Raw genomic sequence first — 19,349 nt, 5'->3', positions numbered from 1 at the left:
TCGGTCCCCCTATCGCATTTCTTTTCGGGCCTGGATGATGTTCCACACCATCACCGGCAGCACGATAATCATGATGACAAAGGCCACAGCGGTTGCGCGGCCATCGTCGCGGAACATGTAACTCATCATATAACTGGGCAGGATCTGCGTGCCAAAATTGCCAAGGGTCATCGTGTAAACGATGTCAAAGACCTTCAGCACAAGAATGGTGATCGTCGTCCAGACCACGACAATGGTGCCCATGATCTGGGGCACTTTGATCTTGAAGAAGATCTGGAAAGGGTTGGCGCCGTCGATAATCGCCGCCTCGACCGTTTCTTCGGGGATGCCGCGCAGGGCGGCCGACAGGATGACCATGGCAAACCCCGTCTGGATCCAGATCAGGATGACCATCAGGAAAAAGTTGTTCCAGAAGGCGACTTGCAGCAAGTCAACTGGGTCTGCCCCGAAAAACACCCGCAGCGCATTGATGACGCCGATATCGGGGTTGTTGGCATAGACCATGCGCCAAATCAGAGACGCCCCCACAAAGGAAATCGCCATTGGCATAAAGATCAGCGATTTCGCGATATTGCCCCAGCTTAGCCGGTCAGTCAGTTGCGCGATCAGCAGGCCAAAGAATGTGGCAGCGGCGGGCACAACCAGCACCCAAAGGAAGTTATTGACCAGTGACGTACGAAATTCGGCATCGCCAAACATGGTGATGTAGTTGCCGAACCAGATGAACTCGGTCCCGTCACGGTTGAACAGGGATCGATAGAACGACCCGATCACCGGATAGACCAGGTAAAGGCCAAGCGCCAGAACGGCGGGCAGCAGGAACAGCCAGGGGCGGATCGCATTGGCGCGGTTGATGTTTCGGCCCGCCTTGGGACCTGATGCCGGAAAGATTACCTTATCCAGGATCAGGTTTGATGCGTAGAAATATCCGACACAGCCGCCGACGCCGATCAGAATTGTCATTAAGCCCTGCAAAAGTGGCGACATGACAGACCCCCCGTTTTTTCAGTTGCCCCTGCCCCGTTCGCGGGACAGGGGCGGCTTTATCCTAGCGGATCGCGTTCCAGCGGTTCTGGATTTCCTGCGCGACCTGGCCCGCGTCAGCGCCGGTGCTGTAATTCACCATGCCGCGCCAGAAGGCCCCTGCCCCGATTTCACCGGGCATCAGGTCGGATCCGTCAAAGCGGAATGTCGTGGCTTCCAGAAGGATGTCGCCCATCGCTTTGCTGGTTTCCGTCGCATAAAGATCGGTGTTCACGCCGGTATGCGGTGTCAGAAAGCCCGACAGCGCCATCCAGGTTTCATGCGCGATGGGTGTTTTCAGGTATTCGATCAGCGCGCGCGCCGCTTCGCTATCTTCTGTGATTGACCACATGGTGCCCGCGCCCAGAACCGGACGACCCAGATCTTTTTCCTCATAAGCCGGGAAGTAGAAGAAATCGACGTCAACGCCCATTTCGCTGCCTTCGGGGAAGAAAGTCGGGATGAATGACGCCTGGCGGTGCATGTAGCATTTTGGTGGGATCGCGAATAGGCCTGCGGGGCTTTCGCGGAAATCGACGTTGGCGATGGATGACGCGTTGCCGTCGACATAATCGTCATTGCGGGCGAAATAGCCGAATTCCTCGATCGCGGCCACGACACGTTCGTCGTTGAACGGGATTTCGTTGCTGACCCATTGGTCGTAGACTTCGGGCGGTTGGGTGCGCAGCATCATGTCCTCAACCCAGTCGGTCGCGGGCCAGCCCTTGGCCGCGCCGGAATCCAGCCCGATGCACCATGGTGTGCCGCCATCTTCGACGATCAGGTCGGTCAGCTCTTTCAGCTCTTCCATGGTTTCGGGCACGTCATAGCCCGCTTCGTCAAACTGTTCGGGCGAATACCAGACCAGCGATTTCAGATCGACCTTGTAGAAGAAACCATAAAGCTGTTCTTCACCGTCCTGCCCGGCGAAAGTCGCCAGATCGACCCAGGATTCGCCCGCGGCATAGTTTTCTGCAATCCAATCGCCCGTTTCCGCATCCAGCGGGGCCACAAAGCCCTGACGCGCCATGTCGGCGGCCAATCCGGGCTGGGGGAACACGGCGATATTGGGGGCCGAGTTCGTGCGGGCCGAAATCACGATGTCATTTTCAAAGCTGTCCGATCCGGAATAATTGACCGTCGCCCCTGTCGCTTCTTCGAAATAGGCAAGAACCTGTGTGACAAGGTCGTCATCTTCGCCAATCCAGGGGCCAGTGATGCTGATGGTCTGACCGCTTAGATCATAGGCATCCGCGAAGGCGTTATAGCTGTCCCAGTTAAAGTCACCTTCGCCGATGGTAAATGGCAATTCTGTATCGGCGTGTGCCAGACCCGCTGTCAAAGCAATGGCCGCTGCACCCAAGCAGAGCGTGTATTTCATTGATGTCCTCCCAGCCAGCGGGGTCGCCCCCGCCCCAATTTTCAGTCTCAATGCACTGGAATCAATTTGAAAGCGCTTTGAGTCTAACCCAAAGTGACGTGACTTCCCCCATGGTGTCAATGCCTTCGTTATCATCTATTGAAATCGTTGATTTCTTCGCATCTGCAGAAAAACAAAACGAATTCAATTAGGTTTTGACCGATAAGCATCCTGTTGCTAGCATCTTGACGTGACTTAAAGCGCTTTGAAGAATGATGACGATGAACCTGAAACAGCTTGCCGAAAACCTGGGGTTGTCCCAGACCACTGTCAGCCGTGCTTTGAACGGCTACCCCGAGGTTAGTGAATCGACCCGTATGCGGGTGATGCAGGCGGCCGAGCAATTCAATTATCGCCCCAACACCAAGGCCAAGGGGCTGGCCACAGGCCGCGCCATGGCAATCGGGCATGTCATTGCGACTTCGGGTCAGAACGAACTGGTCAACCCGGTTTTCGCCGACTTCCTGGCCGGTGCGGGCGAAACCTATTCGCGCAATGGATACGATCTGTTTCTGTCGATCATAGCAGATGAGGAAGAGGCCCGCGTTTACCGCGATCTGAAGGCCAAGGGTACGATTGACGGCATCATCATTCACGCCCCCCGCATGAATGACCTGCGCATTCCGCTGTTGCAACAGCTTGAGATGCCCTTTCTGGTGCACGGCCGGTCATCGCGCGAGGCGAATAATTATGCCTGGGTCGATGTGAACAATCGTCAGGCCTTTGAACGCGCGACCGAGTTTCTGCTGGACCTTGGCCATCGCGACATCGCCCTGGTCAACGGGCATGAATACATGGATTTTGCGCAACAACGGCGAACCGGCTATCTAAACGCGCTGAAATCCCGTGGCGTTTCCCCAAATGGCGACATCATGGCGTCCGACGAAATGACCGAAGCGCATGGATATAACAGCGCCAAACGGATGCTGTCCGATAAAAACCGCCCCACGGCGTTTCTGGTGTCATCCATGATTATCGCGTTCGGGGTGCGGCGGGCCATACAGGAAGCCGGACTGACGATGGGGCGCGATATCTCGGTCGTGACGCATGATGACGTTCTCAGTTACTTTGGTACGAAAGATGACGTTCCGGTCTTTACCGCGACACGGTCATCGGTCAAAGAGGCGGGACGGATTTCGGCGGAAAGTTTGCTTGATATGATCAACACACCCGGCATGGAACTGCCCCAACGCCTGCTTGAGGCGCAACTGGTCATTGGCCGGTCGACGGCCCCTGCCCCCGCATCGTGAACATGTGCCCCCCGATCGATACGCACTGCTGGCTGGTGGCGGATATCGGCGGCACGAACACCCGCACGGCGATTGTGCGCGACGGTCGGGTCGATGGTGATACGGTGACGCGCTTCCGCAACGCTGAATATAACTGTCTGGAAGATGTACTGTCACAGTATCAGGCCGATCAGGGTCAGAATTTCACAGCGCTTTGTGTGGCTGCAGCCGGTCCGGTCGAGGATGGCCGGGTCAAGATGACCAATCTGGACTGGCTGATTGACAGCCGGTCGCTGGCCGATGCTGTGCAGGTGCAGCACGCTTTTGTTCTGAATGACCTGCAGGCACAGGGCTATGCGCTGGATGACCTCAGCCCTGATCATATTGTCCCGGTGTTGGGCGGCCCGTCGGACGGCCCTAAACTGGTTGTGGGCGTTGGCACCGGATTTAATGCGACATTCGTGCAGGATGTGCCTGGTGGCAAGCAGGTCACAGCGTCGGAATGCGGGCATATGTCTTTGCCCGTCCAGACCATAGATGAGCTTGAGATGAGCCTGTTTATCCGCGACTATCACGGGTTTTGTTCCGTCGAAGATGTGGTGTCGGGGCGCGGTCTAGAGCTGGTGCACCAGTGGCTGGTGCGGGATCTCCCCGATGCTGCCCCGGCCAAGGCGGCTGATATTCTGGGGGGTTGCAGCACGGCTGGCAGTATCGAAGAAAGGGCGGCACAGATGTTTTGTCATATGCTGGGCCGGGTCTGCGGGGATCTGGCTTTGGTGCATTTGCCGCGCGGCGGTCTGTTTCTGGTGGGCGGTGTGGCGCGTGCATTTGCGGCGCATTTTAGTCAATTTGGTTTTGCCAAAGGCTTCCGCGACAAGGGTCGGTTCGGTGACTTTATGGCTCAATTCCCTGTTTTTATTGTAAAAGATGACTATGCCGCCCTAATCGGGTCGGCACGTTTTCTTGAACAAAAAATAAATCAAACGACCGCAAAGATTAGTTCTTAGAAACCTTTTCTTAAATCTCATGCCCCTAGACCTGTCGTCACAAAGACGAACAAGGGGATTCCAAATGCTGATTTTTGATCCGACAGGTGGCGGCGATGGCTGATACGATATTGCTGCCCGCCCGCATGGATATGAAAGCAGCGCCAGGACTGTTTGAAACGCTGAAAGCCGTTGAAGGCGATGTGGCCTTGGATGCATCCAGTGTGACGCATGTCAGCACGCCCTGCCTGCAGATCCTTTTGGCCACGCGGAAAAAACTTGCCGTTCAAGACACCGCATTTCGCATCGAGAATCCTTCGACTGAATTTTCGGATCAACTTGCGCTTTTCGGTATAGATCCCACAACAATGACGGAGGTCGTGACATGACTCTCAGCGTCCTGGCAGTAGACGACAGTCGCACCATGCGCGACATGATCAAGATTGCCCTTACACAAGCCGGTTTCACTTCGACCCTGGCCGAAGATGGCGAACACGGGCTTGAAGTGTTGGATGATATGACGCCCCCGGATGTCATTATCACCGATATCAATATGCCCAAGCTGGACGGTTTCGGCTTTATCGATGCAGTCCGCGCACAGGAAAAGCATCGTGGCATTCCGATATTGGTTTTGACGACCGAAAGTGCTGACACGCTGAAGGCGCGCGCCCGAAAAGCCGGTGCGACGGGCTGGATTGTAAAACCGTTTGATCCTGCAAAGCTTGTACGCGCCCTGAAAATGGTCGCAGGATAGGGAAGGACGCGCAATGACCAGCCCAGATCCTATGGCCGAAATCAAGGCATCGTTCTTCATCGAATGCGAAGAGCTGCTCGAATCCCTGCAAGACGGGTTGGAAGCACTCAGCAACGGTGAAACCGACTCAGAAACGATCAACGTCGTTTTCCGCGCCGTCCACTCGATCAAGGGGGGCGCCGGTGCATTCGGGCTGGATCAGCTGGTCGAATTTGCACATACATATGAAACTGTTCTGGATTCGATCCGGTCGGGCGATCTTGCGGTCGACCCCAACATCATGCGGGTTCTGTTCCAGGCTGGCGATATTCTGTCAGATCTTGTCCGGCTGTCCCGCGATGGCGAGGTCATCGAACCATCCCTGACCCAGGATACGTACAAAGCCTTGCAGGACATCGTGGGCGAAACCTCCGATGGCGACAGTGGCGCGGATGATGACATCGATTTTCAGCCGATGGGCCTGGCGCTGGATCTGGACTTTGCAGATGACGCTAAGTCAGTTTTCACCGTCATGTTCAAACCATCTAGCGAACTGTTCGAAAGCGGGAACGAACCACTTCATTTGCTAAAGGCGCTCAGTGAACTGGGTGAAGCGACCGTGGCGTGCGACACGAAGGAATTGCCGGTCGTTGACGAACTTGACTTCGAAACCGGTTATCTGCAGTGGACGATCAGGCTGGAAACTGAAGCGGACAAATCTGCGATCGAGGAAGTATTCGAATTTGTCGACGGCCTTTGTCAGCTTACAATCACCGAAGGTGAAGATCTGCCGGCGACGGATCTGCCTGAAATCGAGGAAGATGAAACGCCCGAACCACAGGCCGTGACGCCAGTAGCAGCAGTAGCCACCAGTGCACAGCAGGCCACAGCCCCGGCACCCGGTCAGCCCACTGCTGCGCCACGTGCGACCGTTCGCGTCGATCTTGAACGGGTCGACCGTTTGGTCAATCTGGTCGGTGAGTTGGTGATCAATCAGGCGATGTTGTCGCAAAGCATCTCGGCCATTGGTGTTCAGCCGAGTTCTGAGGTGTCGTCAGGACTGGAAGAATTCATGCGCCTGACACGTGACATTCAGGACAGCGTGATGATGATCCGCGCGCAGCCGATCAAGTCGCTTTTCCAACGGATGTCCCGAATTGTCCGCGAAGCATCTGCCGATGTTGGCAAAACAGTACGCTTCGTGACCGAGGGCGAAGGTACTGAAATCGATAAAACGGTGATCGAACGCCTGTCGGACCCGCTAACCCACATGATCCGTAATGCGGTCGATCACGGGCTTGAAAAAGGCGACGCGCGACGGGCCAATGGCAAACCCGAAGAAGGTATCGTCAAACTCAGCGCAGCCCATAGATCTGGCCGCGTTGTGATCGAAATCAGCGACGATGGTGCCGGAATTAACAGGCCTCGGGTTCATCAGATCGCGGTTGAAAAGGGCTTGATCGCGCCGGATACACAGCTGACAGACACTGAAATCGACAATCTGCTGTTTGCCCCGGGTTTCTCGACCGCCAGCGAGATTTCAAATCTGTCTGGGCGGGGCGTCGGCATGGATGTCGTTCGCAGCGCCATACAAGCGCTGGGTGGGCGAATTTCGATCAGCTCGACACCAGGTGCGGGCACATCATTCACGATCAGTCTACCCCTAACCTTGGCCGTTCTGGACGGCATGGTCGTACATGTTGCGGGCGAAGCCATGGTTGTGCCTTTGAATTCCATTGCCGAGACACTTGCGCTGACCACGAAAGAGCTAGAACAACTGGGATCTAACAAATTCCTTGTCCGCATCCGGGACCAGTTCGTTCCGCTTCTTGATCTGGGTGTTGAACTTGGATATCGCGCCCCGCTGGACCGCTACGAAGGTGCGGTCGTCCTGCTAATTTCACAAGAGGATGGCAGCCGTGCTGCCTTGGTTGTCGATAGCATTCAGGACCAGCGCCAGGTTGTGATCAAAGGGCTTGAAGAAAGCTACGGCCGCGTGCCCGGGGTCGCGGCAGCCACCATTCTGGGTGATGGACAGATCGCACTGATTCTGGATCCCACCGATATCATCACAAACGCGTCGGGCCGGGTTTCGTCAGACGATACCTTATTTGATCTTGCGGGGTAAATGAAATGTCAGAAATCGAAAATATGAAAGATGCAGGCAATGTTGAACTGTTGTCGTTTCGGATCAGCGATCAGGAATATTCGGTCGACATAATGTCGGTCCGCGAAATTCGCAGTTGGACCAAAGCAACACCCTTGCCGCATTCGCCCACTTACGTCAAAGGCGTGATCAATCTCCGCGGGACAGTGTTGCCGATCATCGACCTCAGCGCACGTTTGGGGCTTGAGAAAGAGGAACAATCCGAGCGGGATGTCATCATCGTTGTACAACTCATGGGTCAGACTGTTGGCCTGCTTGTCGATGCCGTGATCGATATTCTGGCTGTTCCGCAGAGTGAAATGCAATCCCCGCCCGAGATTGGCAATGATGCCGGACCCAGCTTTGTCAGCGCATTGACACTGGTCGATGGTCGTATGATCCGCCTGTTGGATTTGCAGGCTGTCATGCCGTCGATCGAAGCACAGGTTGCCTGACCCAACCATTTAGCCCTGAGGCCGTGATGACCCAGCATTTTTCCGATGCACATTTTATGAAGCTTGCCAGCCTTGCGCATCGGGAAGCGGGCCTGTTGATCCCGCCCGGGAAAAAATCGATGATCCACTCGCGATTGTCGAACAGATTGAGGGCGCTGAAGCTGGCTGATTTTGGCGAGTACCACGATTTTGTCACGTCACCCAAGGGAGCGGACGAACGCAAAAAGATGATCTCGGCGCTGACAACCAATGTGACCAGCTTTTTTCGTGAGCAGCATCATTTTGATCTGCTAAAGGAAGATGTCATTCCCGAATTGGTCAAGCAGGCGAAGGCCGGGCATCCGGTTCGGCTTTGGTCGGCGGGTTGTTCAAGCGGCCCCGAACCGTTTTCGATTGCGATGTCGCTGATTGAAAACATAGCTGACATTGATCGGCTGGATATTCGCATTCTGGCGACAGATATCGATACCAACATGATCCAAACCGCAAAGCGCGGATTTTACAACGAACGTGAAATATCCGGAGTCGATGAAGGCCGCAAAAAACGCTTTTTGACCCCTGCAAACATGGACGGTCAGAGCGGATATCTGATGCATGACAATCTGCGAAAGCTTATCGCGTTTCGTGAACTGAACCTGCTGTCAAAATGGCCAATGAAGGGCACATTTGACGTCATCTTTTGTCGAAATGTCGTGATTTATTTCGATGAACAGACGCAAGACAACCTTTGGTCAAGGTTCAAAAAAATCATGAAACCGGGAGGATGGCTGATTGTTGGCCACTCTGAGCGGCTGGGTGAAGGCCAGATGCAGGACATACAAAGCGCTGGTGTAACAACTTACAGAAAAACTGCCGCTAAGGCATAAATTGAGGATAGAAAATGGCACTTCGAGATAAGATCAGGATCCTTGTGGTGGATGACATGGCGACAAGCCGTGGGTTGATCACTCAGGCATTGGACAGCTTCGGCGTTCAGAACGTGTCGACCGCAAGCGACGGCCCAAGCGCATTGGAATCGCTGTCGAAGTCGCCAGTGCATCTGGTGATCTCGGATTACAACATGCCGAATATGGATGGCCTGCATTTGTTGCACGCTATTCGTCAGAATGCAGCCACCAAGGGTGTTGGTTTCATCCTGATCACAGGTCGGGCAGAAAAGGAAATCATAGAGCATGGCAAAAAGCTGGGTATGAATAACTGCTTGAAAAAACCCTTCGAACCCAAGCAATTGCTGCAATGCATTGAAGCCGTTGTCGGGCGTTTGTAATGCCGGATGGTGGAAACACAGTTCTATCGCATCAAATTGCCGAGGTTTCGCTGTCTCGTCTGCTGGAACACATTGCAGACGAGTTACAGGATCTGGTGGGCGTTACGCGAAAACTCGAAAACGCCCTGCTGGATACGACCAAGACCGCAGATCCTGTTTACATCGAGGCGATGCAATCCCTAGATTTTCTTCAGCAGACACTTGGTGATCTGTCGGCCTGTCAGACGGTGATCGGCGCCAAAGTCGGTCATGATCTGCTGGAACGCTGTGTTGGCTCAGACGATCTGACGGGTCTGAAATTGGACAGCCTTAAACGGCGCCTTCTGGATGTCACCCCAGCCAGCAGCGCCGAAAGTGCATTCAATGATGATGAGATTGACTGGTTCTAGGCCCCGCTGAAAGCCAGCAATCAGATGCTGCAAAGACCTGCTTTTAGCCGGTTTGATCTTTAAAAGACCATCAATCCGAAGTAGATGAGTGTGATGGACAACACGCTTCACATCATCGGTGGCGGCATGGCCGGATCTGAGGCCGCCTGGCAGGCTGCACATATGGGTGCACATGTCGTAATTCATGAAATGCGCCCCAAGACCGGGACCTTCGCACATCAAACCGGCCATCTGGCTGAGATGGTCTGTTCAAATTCCTTCCGATCAGATGATCACGAATACAATGCCGTCGGCTTGCTGCATTGGGAAATGCGGCAGGCCAGTGGATTGATTATGCAAATGGCCGACAAACACCGCCTGCCTGCGGGTGGTGCGTTGGCCGTGGATCGAGACCCCTTTGCACAAAGCGTCACCGAAGCGCTGCGAAAATTGCCCAACGTTACCGTTTCGAACGATGAAGTAACCCACCTGCCGCAGCATGGACATTGGATTATTGCAACGGGCCCGCTGACATCGGGGGGCTTGGCCAGCGCTGTGCAGGCGGAAACGGGCAGCGAGGCATTGGCCTTTTTCGACGCCATCGCCCCGATCGTTTATGCCGACAGCATCGATATGTCGAAGGCCTGGATGCAGTCGCGCTATGACAAAGGCGAAACCGAAGAGGAGCGGACAGCCTATCTGAATTGCCCCATGGATCGCGATCAGTACGAGGCTTTCATTGATGCGTTGCTCAATGCGGACAAAACCGAATTCAAAGAGGGTGAAATAGCCGGTTATTTCGATGGATGCCTGCCGATTGAGGTCATGGCAGAACGTGGTCGCGACACCCCGCGTTTCGGCCCAATGAAGCCGGTGGGGCTAACCAATCCACATCAACCAGAAGTCAAACCTTATGCGGTTGTGCAACTGAGGCGTGACAACGCCCTTGGTACTTTGTTTAACATCGTCGGCTTCCAGACCAAGATGAAATACGGCGCCCAGACGGATGTGTTCCGTATGATCCCCGGGCTTGAAAACGCCCGGTTTGCGCGACTAGGCGGTATTCACAGGAACACCTTCATCAACTCGCCTACTCTGCTGGACGATCAAATGCGTCTTAAGTCCAAGCCGCATATTCGTTTCGCGGGTCAAATCACCGGGGTCGAGGGCTATGTCGAAAGTGCCGCGATGGGTTTGCTGGCCGGGCGCATGGCCGCAAGTCAGATCTTAGGCCAGCATACGCCAGCGCCCCCGCCCGAAACCGCAATGGGTGCATTGATTAACCACATAACGGGCGGCGCGGATGCCAAGACATTCCAACCGATGAATGTGAACTTTGGCCTGTTCCCGCCGGTCGATGGTGTCAAAGGTGGCCGAAAAGGTCGAAAAGACAGATACAAGGCCTATACGGACCGGGCGAAACAGCTTTGGATAAACTGGCTGTCGCAAACCAACCGCGACGCGGCTTAGGGGGTGGCCAAGATGTCGGACAAGTATCTGGACAAAGCCTATGATGCCCGAACGTCAGACGAAACCAAGGTTCTCTATGACAAATGGTCGACATCCTATGATGCTGAGGTTGCTGAAAATGGATATGCAACCCCTGTCCGGGCAGCCGATGCTTTGGCGAAGCTACTGACAGATAAATCCGCACCTGTCCTTGATTTCGGATGCGGGACCGGGCTTTTTGGCGAAGAACTGAACAGTCGTGGCTTTCGCACGGTCGATGGCGTCGATTTATCGCCCGATATGCTGGCCGAAGCGAAGGACAAAGGCGTTTATCGCGATGTCTGGCAGATCGAGGCTGGAGCGAACTTAAAGACAAACCCCGGCGATTATGCGGCAATTGCGGCGGTGGGCGTCATTGGTGTCGGCGCGGCCCCGCCCGAGACGCTTGATATCATGTTTGCGGCGCTTGCGACCAAAGGTTTGATGGCCTTTTCGCTGAACGATCACGCGATGGCGAATGCTCAGTTCAAAGGAAAGGTCGATGATTACCTGAACAATAATCTGGCGATTGGCAGGTTCTACGAATACGGCGATCATTTGCTTGGAATTAGCCTTAAATCGGCGATCTATATCTTTGAAAAGAGATGATTTTCGCACACGGTTTGCCCCTTCGCCGACCGGGCCACTGCATTTGGGGCATGCCTATTCTGCGATGTTGGCCCATGATTTAGCGACGTCGGCTGGCGGCGCGTTTCTGCTGCGGATCGAAGACATCGACCAGTCCCGCGCGCGAAAGGAGTGGGAAGACTGGATATTTCGGGATTTAAAGGCACTTGGCCTAAGCTGGCCTGAACCCGTTCTGCGTCAATCCGAAAGGTCGCATGCATACCGCGAGGCGATTCAGGATTTGTGGAACCGGCAGTTGATCTTTCCGTGCACCTGTAATCGCCGCGACATCCTGGCCGCGGCAAGTGCCCCGCAAGAGGGGGTCGATCCCACCGTCGGGCCGGACGGAGTTGTCTATCCCGGCACCTGTCGAAATTATCAGCACGGTCAATTTCGGGTGCCACCGGTGGCCACATTGCGTCTTGATATGCGTAAGGCGATGAAAAGCCTAGGAAATCCGACCACCTTTTCGTTTCAGGAACAAGGCCAAGGCCCGAACGGCGAAAGCGGCCTGATCGCGTTCACGCCAGATGAGATCATTGATCAGATTGGTGATATCGTTGTTGCGCGGGCTGGTATGGGGACCTCATACCATCTTTCGGTGGTTTTGGACGATGCATTTCAGGGGATCACCCATGTCGTGCGGGGGCAGGACTTGTTTGAGGCAACAAAGATTCATGTTGTTTTGCAGAAGCTATTTGATCTGCCAACGCCGGTTTACCATCACCACCGCCTGATCCGCGATGCGCAAGGCAAACGGCTAGCAAAGCGGCATGATGCCGAGGCTATTCGCAAGTATCTGGATCACGGCGCAACGGTTGATGACATTCGTCAGCGTGTCGGGCTTAGACCATAGGCCCCATCAATTCGACTTCAACATCATCACGTATCGCACTGTAAAAACATGTTTTTCTGTTAGTATGGCACGCCGGACCCGTTTGACGCACAATCGCCAAAAGGCAATCCCGATCACAATCCACACGCAGATCAACCAAGTCCTGCACGTGTCCGCTGCTTTCGCCCTTGATCCAGAACGACTGTCGCGACCGGCTCCAATACGTCATCCGCCCGGTGCTGAGCGTTTTCGCGACAGCCTCGGCATTCATCCAGGCCATCATCAGCACGTCGCCTGTGCCCTCTTCCTGCGCAATCACCGGGATCAGACCGACCTGATCATACTTTAGGCTAAGTGGATCGAACCCCATGTCGAAAACCTTTTGCATCTGCGAACCAGCGCTTTATTTATGGGGAACGCGACCAAAGGAAAAGCCATGACTGCCGAAAAGGACATGATCAAACTGTACTCGGGCCGTATTCGGGCCCTGGCGGTTGATATTCCGCACACAACGCGGCTTGAAAGCCCGACGGCCACCGCCAAGCGGCGCTCACCGCTGTGTGGGTCGACTGTGACTGTGGATGTTCAGGTCGAAGATGGTCGGATCGTCGATTTTGGTCAGGATGTGAAAGCCTGCGCTTTGGGGCAAGCCGCGGCATCAGTGGTCGGGCAGAATGTCATTGGCTGCACGCCGGATGACATTGAAAAAGCGCGCGATCAGCTGAACAGCATGCTGAAGGCGGGTGGCCCCGCCCCCGATGCGCCGTTCCACGACCTTGAGGTCCTGATGCCCGCGCGTGATTACAAAAACCGTCATGCGTCGATCCTTCTGTCGCTTGAGGCGCTGTCTGACGCGCTGGCCTCAGCCCAGAAATCCGAATGCGCATGACGGCACGGGTTTTGCGTTAACCAATCATCGGTCCATAGGGGCCATAGCGTTCTTCGTAATGGCGTTGCAGCCGTTGAAGGGCGATGCGCAGAACAATTTTTCCCGACCGCGCAGACCAGCCCATGCGTTTTTCGGTCGTTTCCATACCTTCCAGAAAACAGCATGTCCGCAAGACCACATCGCCCAATCCAGGCCCCAGATCATGCAGTGCCTCGGCCACCCGATCACGCGCATCTGCCGGGCCGTTGCCAATGCTGCTGCCAGGCTTAAACCCACCACGATCACCGCCGGTCAGGAATTTATCCCAGTTCTGGGCAACACGCGGGCCCATCTGGGCCAGTTCAAAATCTTCACGCAGGCGTTCACCCGCAGCCACCAGGTCTTCGCTTAGAAACGGCTGCCCGTTTTTGTCTTTGCGGCGCGCCAGACCGGCCAGGGGCGATTCAGCCATGTTGTAGCGAATGCGTTCAGCGTGACCGGCAACTGATTTTTCGCCCCACTCGCGATGCTGGTCGGCATAGGGCTGATCGTCATCGTCGCCGGCGTCTTCGCTTTCTTCCATCAGCCGCTTCAGGGCATTGCGGCCAACGGTCGTGATCTCATACTGCGAAATGCGCCCGGCCTTGTTGCAGACAATCCATTCCTTCAGCGCCATGGCCTGGGCGATCGTGCGATCGACAACGGCTGTGCGGGTGCAGCTGCCATCGGGTGCGGTGCGCATGACGACCGCTTTTTCCATATCCGCCGCCACGGCCAGAACCGAACCCGTTTCGCACAAACGGCGCAATATGCGGCGGCCTTCCTGATTGATGGTGTCGTCGTCGGTTGCCAGATCAGAGGGTTTGAATTGAGCAGTCATACTGTTTTGATCCTTCTCATCGGGGCATGATGTTCCCCTGAAATGCGCGGCACCCAGCCTGCGCAGTGCTTCATCAATGAGCGGATCGTCACGACGGTTTTCGAACCGGCGCACCTGTCTTAGAACGGTCGAGGCATGGCACCCTGCCCCACGCGCCAGGGCGCGAATGGAATGTCCTGTCTCCGTATGGAGCAGGTAAAGCTGGGCCGCTTCAGGAACCCAATTGGGCAAAGCATTATGACCGTTTTGGCCAATAACCTGCAGCATACTTTCCTCCGAGGGTCATTCAGGAGCAATCGTAGGGCTCCTAATTTTTGCCACAACCTAAGAGTGCGTTTCTTACCAGACAGTTAAAATCCGCTACGGGGCGATCATGGTTCGTAAATAATAACTAATCTTAATACCTGCGTACGCTGACTCAGCGATTACGCAACACGTCTTAAAGTTGTGAAACGATGTTCGTCGGACTTCAAAAAACCGGGGAATACAAATGACCGATCTTATGACATTTCTTCAAAACCTGCGGCGGCCTTCGTTGCTGATCGATGCGGCCCGTTTCGGCGTAAAGCACTATAAACGCGGCAAATACCTGCGCCAGGTCTTGCGTTCAGACGCTGTCCTGTCCCATGGCGCCGCGCTGGCAAAACTGATCAGCGCCGAGGCAGAACTGGAAGATCAGCGCAAAACGGGCGATGTCGCCTACAACTGCCGACGCCATCTTGAGGTGCTGATCGCGATGATGGGCGAAGCTGAGTTAATGCAAAATTAAGTTAATGCGTCGGGCATCGAGGCCTTTTTGCGATCAACATAGTCGATCAAAGCCTCTTCCGTGCCGGGATCAATCGGCGGCTTTTGGTATGTGTCCAACAGTTTGTTAACCCTTTGCGCAGCCAGGGCGACTGTATCCCGTTCGCCCTCTTCGGCCCAGGTTTCAAAGGTTTTGTAATCCAGCAAATCGGTGCGCCAGAACGCATCCTTGAAATGGCTTTGCGTATGGGCGCAGCCCAGGTAATGCCCGCCTGGCCCGACCTCACGAATGGCATCCATCGCCTGACCTTGTTCGTCGGTTCGGATGCCTGACGCCACACGGTGCAACGCGCCCAATTGATCGGCATCGATCACGAATTTTTCGGGGCTGGCCACCAAACCGCCCTCAAGCCAACCGCAGGAATGCAGCATGAAATTCACCCCCCCGAACAGGGCCGCGTTCAGGGTATTGGCGCTTTCATAAGCCGCCTGCGCATCGGGCAGTTTCGATCCGCAAAGCGCCCCACCCGATCTGAACGGCAGATTCATACGGCGCGCCAACTGCCCTGCCCCATACAAAATCTGGCTGGCTTCGGGTGTTCCGAATGTCGGCGCCCCCGAGTTCATGTCGATCGAGGTCACAAATGTTCCGAAAATCACGGGCGCGCCGGGCCGGATCAGCTGGCTATAGGCGATGCCTGCCAGAACCTCTGCCAAAACCTGCGTCAGGGTGCCCATTACAGTGACCGGAGCCATCGCGCCCCCGACGATAAAAGGTGATATGATGCAGGCCTGCCCGGCCTTTGCATAAACCTCAAGCGCGCCCATCATCGTGGCATCAAACGTCAGCGGCGAATTGATATTGATCAGAGATGTCAAAACCGTGTTTTGCTGGACAAAATCGCGGCCAAATAGCAGTTCACACATCTCAACACTATCCGCGGCCCGCGCAGGATCGGTAACCGATCCCATAAAGGGCTTATCGCTTAGCGTCATATGCGCAAACAGCATATCAAGATGTCGTTTATTCACCGCCACATCCGTTGGTTCGCACAGGGTACCGCCAGAATGGTGCAGCCATTTTGACATATAGGCCAGCTTTACGAAGGTTCTAAAATCCTCCATTACGGCATATCGACGCCCACCCAGGCTGTCGCGGACAAACGGTGGGCCGTACACCGGTGCGGTGACCAAAGTGTTGCTGCCAATGACAACCGATTTGTCCGGGTTGCGGGCGTGCTGCATATAACTTTGCGGTGCTGTTTGGCAAAGAGAGCGGGCCAAACCCTTGGGCAAACGAACACGTTCACCGGACACATCGGCGCCCGCGTCTTTCCATCTTGCCAAGGCGGACGGATTATCTGTGAAGGCCACGCCAATTTCTTCAAGAACTGTTTCGGCATTGGCTTCGACGATTTCCAACGCTTCCTGGTTGAGGATGTCGATCAGCGGTATGTTGCGTTCGATATAACGCGCCGTTTCGATGCGGATCGCAGTCCGCTCGGCCCGGCGTGCAGCCCCGCCCCCCCGTGTTCTTTTCCGCGCAGCCGTATCTGACATTATGATCTCCGCCCTGGTTTTGAATTATAATACTGTCAGATATGTCTGACCCGTGATCTTTTTTCGTCCTTTCCGGTGGGAAAGCGACATTTCACGGGATGTGCCCCACGAAACTGACCTGTTTTTCGTCAATGATGCACAAGATGCAGTGTTAAGGCTTGCGCCCAAGCATGTGAAATTCTACCACGCAGGCATGACAGAACCCAATCATGACCGCCTGCTTATCATTGATTTCGGCAGTCAGGTGACGCAGCTGATCGCGCGGCGCCTGCGTGAGTTGAACATCTACTGCGAAATTCACCCTTATCAGAACGTGACCGAACAATTCCTTCGGGATTACAAACCCAAAGCAATCATCTTTTCGGGCGGCCCGGCCAGTGTATTGGATGACGCATCGCCACGGCCACCGCAAATGGTGTTTGACATGTGCGTACCCATTCTGGGGATCTGTTATGGTCAACAGGTCATGATGCAGATGCTGGGCGGGCGGGTTGAGCGTGGCCAGGGCACGGCCGAATTTGGCCGGGCTTACGTGACGCCATCTGACAGTCGCATCGATCTGCTAAACGGCTGGTTTCTGGAGGACCGCGAACAGGTCTGGATGTCACATGGCGATCATGTCAGCCAGATTGCGGATGGATTTGCGGTCTACGGCACGTCGCCGAACGCGCCCTATGCGATAACCGCGGACCTGTCGCGTCATTTCTACGCTGTTCAGTTCCACCCCGAGGTTCACCATACACCCAACGGCAAAACGCTATATGAAAACTTCGTTCGCATGGCCGGTTTCACGGGCGATTGGACAATGGACGCCTATCGCGAAGAGGCCATTCGCAAGATACGCGATCAGGTTGGTGACAAGAAAGTCATCTGTGCCCTTTCCGGCGGTGTGGACAGTTCTGTCGCTGCGGTTCTGATACACGAAGCGATTGGCGATCAGCTGACCTGTGTTTTTGTCGATCATGGACTGATGCGCCAGAACGAAGCCGAAGAAGTCGTCGGTATGTTCAGGCAGCATTACAATTTGCCTTTAATACATGCCGACGAAAGTGAATTGTTTCTGAATTCCCTCGAAGGTGTGTCTGACCCGGAAACAAAACGTAAGATCATCGGGAAGCTATTCATTGATGTCTTCCAAAAATACGCAAACGACATCGAAGGGGCCGAATTTCTGGCCCAAGGCACCCTTTATCCGGATGTCATCGAGTCGGTCAGCTTTTCCGGCGGGCCCTCGGTGACGATAAAATCCCACCACAACGTCGGGGGACTTCCTGAAAAAATGGGGCTCAAGCTGGTCGAGCCGCTGCGTGAGCTTTTCAAAGACGAAGTACGTGCCCTGGGGCATGAACTTGGACTGCCCATCAGCTTTATTGGCCGCCATCCTTTTCCTGGCCCAGGTCTTGCGATCCGATGTCCGGGCGAAATCACGCGCGAAAAGCTCGATATTCTTCGCAAGGCTGACGCTGTTTATATCGATCAGATCAGGAAACATAGCCTTTATGATGAAATCTGGCAGGCCTTTGTCGCTATACTTCCCGTGCGGACGGTTGGTGTTATGGGGGATGGGCGGACATATGACTATGCCTGCGCTTTACGCGCGGTAACATCGGTAGACGGAATGACGGCCGACTATTATCCCTTTACCCATGACTTTCTGGGCGAAACGGCAACGCGCATCATAAACGAAGTCCCCGGTATCAACCGTGTGACCTATGACATCACATCGAAGCCGCCCGGAACCATTGAGTGGGAATGATTTCCAAGCACTGAAGACGTTCGGCAGCTTTCGGATATCGACCCATAAATTACTGATTTATTGACTTATTTCTCTCACTATCATTCGATAGCTATGCTCAGCAGCGAATTGTGCTGATGGACTGGATGACGAGATCCGATAGGCTTGCCATCGGTCTGCCAGCGCCCGTTCGGTCAGGTTGTTTTGTCGCAGAACTCATCGGCCGCGCAGATCACCACATTGTCTGGTGCCGTTATCAGGTCTTCGGCCTTGATGCGATAGCCGATCCGGCGGCCTGTTGGCTTATCCTTCATCACCGGCCCAGTGAACCTGTCCTGGAATTGTTCCGCTCCTATGACTTGGTATTTTGCTACAAAGGAGAATGAACCGCCCCGGTTTTCCTGGAGGCTGATTACTCCGTTTCAGGCGACTATATCGAACTCATTGCACTGTTCATAGAACTTCTCTTGGGCTTCTGCTGGGGGGATATCACCCCCAAACCTAGGGCAAGATCAAGCGATGGCATCAACCCTCAAGAACCGTATCCTGCTGGAAAACTACTAGCTGCCCGGTGATCTCAGGCAACAGATCGACGCCTTTTTCGATCATTACAACCATCATCAGCACTGGCCTGCTTCACCCAATCATGGATTGTGGCAGCGCAGGGTTCATACTCCCGCGCAAGGCATTCAACTGAGGTGCCCCTAGATTTGTAGACGCTTTGCTTGGTAATTTTGGAAGCAAAGGACGACGTATATGTCAGGTCAAATTCGTTACTCAGACGAGTTCAAGATCGACGCGGTGGCGCAGGTCACGGAGCGCGGATATTCGGTCAAGGATGTGGCTGAACGGCTCGGGATCAGCACCAAGTCTTTGTACACTTGGATGGCGCAGTTTTCGAAGCCACAGCGTGTGACTGATCAGGAAGCCGAGGTCAGGCGGCTTAAGAAAGAACTGGCCCGCGTGACCGAGGAGCGTGACA

General features: G+C 54.8%; 21 protein-coding genes. 16 read left to right on the top strand and 5 right to left on the bottom strand.

Translation table 11 applies throughout. The features are described 5' to 3' along the window. Positions 1–9: 9 nt before the first annotated feature. Complete coding sequence (locus H7848_RS10505) at positions 10–987, bottom strand: carbohydrate ABC transporter permease (RefSeq protein ID WP_208350954.1); 978 nt, start codon at positions 985–987, stop codon at positions 10–12. Positions 988–1,048: 61 nt separating this feature from the next. Continuing rightward, positions 1,049–2,404, bottom strand: coding sequence for an ABC transporter substrate-binding protein (locus H7848_RS10500; protein WP_208350951.1), 1,356 nt, complete (start codon positions 2,402–2,404; stop codon positions 1,049–1,051). Between the two features lie 260 nt (positions 2,405–2,664). Between H7848_RS10500 and H7848_RS10495 the strand changes: the two genes are divergently transcribed. The 12 genes from H7848_RS10495 (at position 2,665) to gluQRS (ending at position 12,598) form a co-directional block, all read left to right on the top strand. Then, positions 2,665–3,693, top strand: coding sequence for a LacI family DNA-binding transcriptional regulator (locus H7848_RS10495; protein WP_208350949.1), 1,029 nt, complete (start codon positions 2,665–2,667; stop codon positions 3,691–3,693). A gap of 2 nt (positions 3,694–3,695) precedes the next feature. Continuing rightward, the gene (locus tag H7848_RS10490) at positions 3,696–4,679 is read left to right on the top strand and encodes a glucokinase (RefSeq protein ID WP_208350941.1); all 984 of its coding nucleotides are present in this window, start codon (positions 3,696–3,698) and stop codon (positions 4,677–4,679) included. A gap of 95 nt (positions 4,680–4,774) precedes the next feature. Then, positions 4,775–5,047 (top strand): STAS domain-containing protein, encoded by a 273-nt coding sequence (locus H7848_RS10485; RefSeq protein ID WP_208350939.1) that lies wholly within the window; start codon positions 4,775–4,777, stop codon positions 5,045–5,047. Next, positions 5,044–5,412 carry a response regulator gene (locus tag H7848_RS10480; RefSeq protein ID WP_208350937.1) on the top strand — a complete coding sequence of 123 codons (369 nt, stop codon included), beginning with the start codon at positions 5,044–5,046 and terminating at the stop codon, positions 5,410–5,412. Before H7848_RS10485 ends, H7848_RS10480 begins: the two co-directional genes overlap by 4 nt. A 13-nt stretch (positions 5,413–5,425) precedes the next feature. Beyond that, on the top strand, positions 5,426–7,519 hold the full coding sequence (locus tag H7848_RS10475) for a chemotaxis protein CheA (RefSeq protein WP_237072694.1): 2,094 nt from the start codon (positions 5,426–5,428) through the stop codon (positions 7,517–7,519). 5 nt (positions 7,520–7,524) lie between these two features. Beyond that, positions 7,525–7,992 (top strand): chemotaxis protein CheW, encoded by a 468-nt coding sequence (locus H7848_RS10470; protein WP_208350935.1) that lies wholly within the window; start codon positions 7,525–7,527, stop codon positions 7,990–7,992. Between the two features lie 26 nt (positions 7,993–8,018). Continuing rightward, positions 8,019–8,858, top strand: a complete 840-nt coding sequence (locus H7848_RS10465) for a CheR family methyltransferase (RefSeq protein WP_208350933.1) — start codon at positions 8,019–8,021, stop codon at positions 8,856–8,858. A 14-nt stretch (positions 8,859–8,872) separates the two neighbouring features. Continuing rightward, positions 8,873–9,259 carry a response regulator gene (locus H7848_RS10460; protein WP_208350932.1) on the top strand — a complete coding sequence of 129 codons (387 nt, stop codon included), beginning with the start codon at positions 8,873–8,875 and terminating at the stop codon, positions 9,257–9,259. Further along, the gene (locus H7848_RS10455) at positions 9,259–9,648 is read left to right on the top strand and encodes a hypothetical protein (protein WP_208350931.1); all 390 of its coding nucleotides are present in this window, start codon (positions 9,259–9,261) and stop codon (positions 9,646–9,648) included. The genes H7848_RS10460 and H7848_RS10455 overlap by 1 nt, the downstream gene beginning before the upstream one ends. Before the next feature lie 93 nt (positions 9,649–9,741). Then, complete coding sequence (gene trmFO, locus H7848_RS10450; RefSeq protein WP_208350930.1) at positions 9,742–11,097, top strand: methylenetetrahydrofolate--tRNA-(uracil(54)-C(5))-methyltransferase (FADH(2)-oxidizing) TrmFO; 1,356 nt, start codon at positions 9,742–9,744, stop codon at positions 11,095–11,097. Positions 11,098–11,109: 12 nt separating this feature from the next. Continuing rightward, positions 11,110–11,724, top strand: coding sequence for a class I SAM-dependent DNA methyltransferase (locus H7848_RS10445; RefSeq protein WP_208350929.1), 615 nt, complete (start codon positions 11,110–11,112; stop codon positions 11,722–11,724). Further along, complete coding sequence (gene gluQRS / locus H7848_RS10440; protein WP_208350928.1) at positions 11,711–12,598, top strand: tRNA glutamyl-Q(34) synthetase GluQRS; 888 nt, start codon at positions 11,711–11,713, stop codon at positions 12,596–12,598. Before H7848_RS10445 ends, gluQRS begins: the two co-directional genes overlap by 14 nt. Here the strand turns inward: gluQRS and hisI are convergent. Continuing rightward, the gene (gene hisI, locus H7848_RS10435; RefSeq protein ID WP_208350926.1) at positions 12,588–12,965 is read right to left on the bottom strand and encodes a phosphoribosyl-AMP cyclohydrolase; all 378 of its coding nucleotides are present in this window, start codon (positions 12,963–12,965) and stop codon (positions 12,588–12,590) included. The two genes, gluQRS and hisI, sit on opposite strands and share 11 nt — an antisense overlap. Positions 12,966–13,013: 48 nt before the next feature. Here hisI and H7848_RS10430 point away from each other — a divergent pair, with 48 nt between their 5' ends. Next, complete coding sequence (locus H7848_RS10430) at positions 13,014–13,466, top strand: iron-sulfur cluster assembly scaffold protein (RefSeq protein WP_208350924.1); 453 nt, start codon at positions 13,014–13,016, stop codon at positions 13,464–13,466. Positions 13,467–13,482: 16 nt separating this feature from the next. Here H7848_RS10430 and H7848_RS10425 read toward each other — a convergent pair whose 3' ends face one another. Next, positions 13,483–14,592, bottom strand: a complete 1,110-nt coding sequence (locus tag H7848_RS10425; protein ID WP_208350920.1) for a DUF6456 domain-containing protein — start codon at positions 14,590–14,592, stop codon at positions 13,483–13,485. A gap of 223 nt (positions 14,593–14,815) precedes the next feature. Here H7848_RS10425 and H7848_RS10420 point away from each other — a divergent pair, with 223 nt between their 5' ends. Beyond that, complete coding sequence (locus H7848_RS10420) at positions 14,816–15,094, top strand: DUF6477 family protein (RefSeq protein ID WP_208350919.1); 279 nt, start codon at positions 14,816–14,818, stop codon at positions 15,092–15,094. Here the strand turns inward: H7848_RS10420 and H7848_RS10415 are convergent. Then, positions 15,091–16,632, bottom strand: a complete 1,542-nt coding sequence (locus H7848_RS10415; RefSeq protein ID WP_208350918.1) for a trimethylamine methyltransferase family protein — start codon at positions 16,630–16,632, stop codon at positions 15,091–15,093. The genes H7848_RS10420 and H7848_RS10415 overlap by 4 nt on opposite strands. Before the next feature lie 193 nt (positions 16,633–16,825). On the opposite strand from H7848_RS10415, the gene guaA reads away from it, so the two are divergent. Both guaA and H7848_RS10405 read left to right on the top strand, forming a co-directional pair. Continuing rightward, complete coding sequence (gene guaA / locus H7848_RS10410; RefSeq protein ID WP_208351195.1) at positions 16,826–18,388, top strand: glutamine-hydrolyzing GMP synthase; 1,563 nt, start codon at positions 16,826–16,828, stop codon at positions 18,386–18,388. A gap of 735 nt (positions 18,389–19,123) precedes the next feature. After that, the coding region (locus H7848_RS10405) for a transposase (RefSeq protein WP_208350917.1) at positions 19,124–19,349 on the top strand (226 nt) is incomplete at its 3' end.

The sequence above is a fragment of the Pseudaestuariivita rosea genome, assembly GCF_017592335.1.
Classification (GTDB): domain Bacteria; phylum Pseudomonadota; class Alphaproteobacteria; order Rhodobacterales; family Rhodobacteraceae; genus Parasulfitobacter; species Parasulfitobacter rosea.
This window is presented reverse-complemented; position numbering and strand designations above follow the sequence as displayed.